This is a genomic window from Bradyrhizobium sp. (assembly GCF_049512235.1).
Taxonomy (GTDB): domain Bacteria; phylum Pseudomonadota; class Alphaproteobacteria; order Rhizobiales; family Xanthobacteraceae; genus Bradyrhizobium.
In genome coordinates this window covers 1-3,724 of record NZ_JBEKXH010000580.1, presented here as the reverse complement: position 1 = coordinate 3,724, position 3,724 = coordinate 1, and the positions used below count along the sequence as shown (strand labels likewise).

Here is a 3,724-nt window from a genome sequence, read left to right as displayed (position 1 = left end):
CGAACTCGAACCAGAAGATACCGGTCGAAAACCAGTCGGGCAGCGAATAGATGTACTTGCCGCCGGTGGCGAAGATCAGCAGCCCGTAGAAGATGTTCAGCGTCGCCACCGAGACGATGATGGAGGGAATCCGCAAGCTCTGGATGAAGAGCGCGTTGATCGCCCCGAGCGCAATGCCGATCCCGATCGCCATCGCGAACACGGTGAACCAGTTGGCGCCATAGGCATTGGCAACCGCCATAGCCACATATTGGGCGACCGATGCAGTCGCCGTGAATGAAATATCGATCCCGCCGGCGATCAGCACCACCAAAAGCCCCAGCGCCAGGATCCCGACAAAGGCATAGGAGGTCAGAAGATCGAACAGATTCTGCATCGTCAGGAACTGGGAGTTGGCGAGAGCGAGACCGGCGCAGAGCACGAGGATGACGGCAAGCAGCCAGAATTCGTGGCTCTGCCTGAACCGTGCGTAGGCGGCGTTGAAGGTTTCAGGCATTGACCGCCCGCCGCAAGTCCGCTTCCGAGGTTTGTCCGGTTCGAACATCGCGCGTTATCCGTCCCTGCCGCATCACCAGCACGCGATGGCTGTGATAAAGCACCTCGGGGATTTCGTCGGATATCAACAGCACCGCGACGCCGGCCTCCGCAAGCCCGCGGATGATGCCGTAGATGCCGTCCTTGGCGCTGATATCGACGCCGACGGTAGGGCTGTCGAGTATCAACACGCGCGGGTGGGTCGCCATCCATTTGGCGAGCACCACGCGCTGCTGGTTGCCGCCGGACAGTGTCTTGACCGGGTTTTCCGGGTCCGACACCCTGATCCCGAGCCTCGACACCCATTGCGCGACATGGCCTTGTCGCGCACCCGATGATATCAGGCCAAGCCGGCCGGCGAGGCGATCGAGCACCGTGAGCGTCACGTTCGACGTGATCGACTGGTCCAGGATCAGGCCCAAAGTCAGTCTGTCTTCCGGAACATAGGCGATGCCCTTGCGGATCGCGTCGGCATTGGTGCTGAGCGCGATTGGTTTCCCGTCAAGCAGGAGGACGCCGCGGTCGGGTGGATTCATGCCGAACAAAGACAGCGCCAGTTCGGTGCGGCCGGAGCCGAGCAGCCCAACGAGGCCAACGATCTCTCCGGACCGCAGCGACAGGCTGACATCCTCGTAGTCGCCGTCACGGCCGAACCCCTGCAGTTCGAGCACCACCGGCGCTGCCGAGACATTGCCGGCATGGACGTCGTATTCGAAGGCGTGCCCGGTCATCAGATGGCTGAGTTTGCGATCGTCGATGGTGTCGGCGGCAAAGGTGCCGACCTTGGCGCCGTCGCGCAGCACGGTGACGCGCTCGGCGATCTCCATCACCTCGTCGAGGCGGTGGCTGACGAACATGATGCAGATGCCGGCGCGCTTCAGCTCGCTGACCAGGGCGAACAGCGCGTCGACCTCGTGCCGCGTCAGCGAAGCCGTCGGCTCGTCCATGATGATAAGCCTTGCATCCGCCGCAAGCGCCCGGCATATCGCCACCAGCTGCCGCCCGGCGATCGGCAGCTCGGCGACCCTGGTTTCCGGATCGAACTCCGCCCCGACCCTGGCCATCGCGCTCCCGGCGGTTGCGCGCATCGCCGCCCAATCGACCGACCGCAAGCCGCCGAGATGCTGACCGATCGCGATGTTTTCTGCGACCGTGAGATTGGGAAACAGCGACAGGTCCTGGTAGATCACCTGAATGCCGCAATGAGTCGAGCGCACCGGGTTCAAATGCGGGTATTCCTGGCCGGCGATCGTAATCCGCCCGCCGGGCTCCGGCGCCTCTACGCCGGAGACGATCTTGATCAGCGTCGACTTTCCGGAACCGTTTTCGCCGACCAGGCAATGCACTTCGCCGGCTTGCAGCGTCAGATCCACACCCCGAAGCGCATGGACCCCGCCGAACCGCTTCGAAATGCCGGACATTTCCAGGAATGGCGCCAAGGTCTCGTCCTGGTCTAGTCCAGCGATTCCGAAGTTCTGAACATATCGACGCGCGCGATGCTGCGCTCCCTCTCCCGCCCTTGCGGGGGAGGGCTGGGGTGGGGGAAGCTCCGGGTGAAAATCCATCGATCGGGTATCGGGGCCGCATACGCAACTAACAGCGCCGATGCCGCGCCCCCACCCCACCCTCCCCCGCGAAGAGCGGGAGAGGGAGTGAGAGGCCAATGCCTGTAGCCTGAAATAGGTTTCATGGAAATCGTCTCGAACACAGAAATCACGGGGGAGTGCCGCGGGACGACGCCAGGCCGTCTGCCACAGGTCGTAACGCCAAAGCCGCCTTACGCCCCGGGGTGTTGCCCGGAGCGCGATGCAACAGGCCTCTAGAGCCCGCCGGCGATCAGGCCATCGACGGTTTCCTTGTTGATGCGCATGATCTTGTCGACCTTGATCTGCTTGCCGGCGACGTCGACCGAAGCCTTGCCGAGGCCGGGCACCTCGACGCCATCGGTGATCGGCTTGCCATTGAGCACGAGCGAGGCCACCGCAACCATCGCATAGCCGGCATCGGTCGGGTTCCAGAGGAAACCCTCCCGGATGATGTCGTCGTTGATCAACGCCTTGGCCTGGCTCGGCAGCACGGTGCCGACGATGGCGATCTTCTTTTGCAGGCGCTGCTGGCGAACCGCATTGCCGGCACCGATCGGTCCATTCGAGCCGAAGCCGAGAATGCCTGTGAGGTTCGGATAGGCCTTGATCACGTCCTGCGTGGTGCGCTGGCTGGTGTCGATCTCGTCGGCTCCGGGAAACCGGTCGGCGACAAGCTTCATGTCGGGGAAGTTCTTCTTCTGGTAGGCGATCGCAGCATCGGCCCATTTGTTGTGCAACGGCGTCGTCAGCGTGCCGACATAGACGACGTATTCGCCCTTGCCGCCCATGTCCTTGGCCAGGCGCTCCATCTGTACTTCGCCGAACCGCACGGAATCGATCAGCTCGACATTCCAGTCGCGCCCCTCCTGTTCCGGCCCTTCATGGGTGATGACCTTGATGCCGGCGGCCTGCGCGCGTTTCAGCACCGGCTCGCAGACCTTGACGTCGAGCGGCACCAGGCCGATCACATCGACCTTCTTGGCGATCAGGTCCTCCAGCAACTTGACCTGCTGCGCCGGGTCGACGTTGGCCGGGCCGACCATGGTGGCGTTGATGCTGAAATCCTTCGCGCCCTTCTGGATGCCCTTTTCGAGCGCGTTGAACCACGGAATTCCGGCGATCTTGACGACCGTGACCATCTCCTTCGGGGCATCGGCCCAGGAAATGCCAGGCAGGCCGGCAACGGAGATCGCCGTTGCGCCGCCAATCAGCTTGAGCGTTTCGCGTCTATTCATCGTTCCCTCCCAGGAAGCCATAGCTCTAATATTGCTCGCGTTTTCTCGGTATTCACCGGAACGGAGCTGCTGTCGGCTTGCGCCCAGGCGTGGCAGATGAGGCACCGGCCAGGCCATGCAAACCGCAGATCCCTGGAGTAGAGACCGAGCCTGCCGGAGGTGTCAAGCAAGCGTGACGCCGATCAGCCCGCGGCTCTCAAAGTCCCGGAAGCGATCAGTCTTCGGTTATGGGGGCAGCACCGCTCGCGCCGTCACGGAGTGATCGCCGGCTGCATCAGCACCAGCGGCGGCTTCGGCTTCGGCGGCCGCGCCACGCCCGGTGCGGGCCGAACCTCGATCGGCGGCGGCAGCGGCGCCACCTGCTGGCTC

3 protein-coding genes are annotated in these 3,724 nt (G+C 63.5%); all 3 read right to left on the bottom strand.

The window, feature by feature from the left end; all coding sequences use genetic code 11:
* Positions 1 to 496 (bottom strand): ABC transporter permease (locus ABSG20_RS32105; protein ID WP_423868471.1); only part of this gene is annotated, 496 nt, incomplete at its 3' end.
* Positions 489 to 1,973, bottom strand: coding sequence for a sugar ABC transporter ATP-binding protein (locus ABSG20_RS32100; RefSeq protein WP_423868470.1), 1,485 nt, complete (start codon positions 1,971 to 1,973; stop codon positions 489 to 491). The genes ABSG20_RS32100 and ABSG20_RS32105, both read right to left, overlap by 8 nt.
* A gap of 380 nt (positions 1,974 to 2,353) precedes the next feature.
* On the bottom strand, positions 2,354 to 3,355 hold the full coding sequence (locus tag ABSG20_RS32095) for an autoinducer 2 ABC transporter substrate-binding protein (protein WP_423868469.1): 1,002 nt from the start codon (positions 3,353 to 3,355) through the stop codon (positions 2,354 to 2,356).
* Between the last annotated feature and the right edge of the window lie 369 nt (positions 3,356 to 3,724).

What these genes read in the sequence shown, in the direction of transcription:
- ABSG20_RS32095 (WP_423868469.1), bottom strand. Translation starts at nt 3,355, where the DNA reads ATGAATAGACGCGAAACGCTCAAGCTGATTGGCGGCGCAACGGCGATC.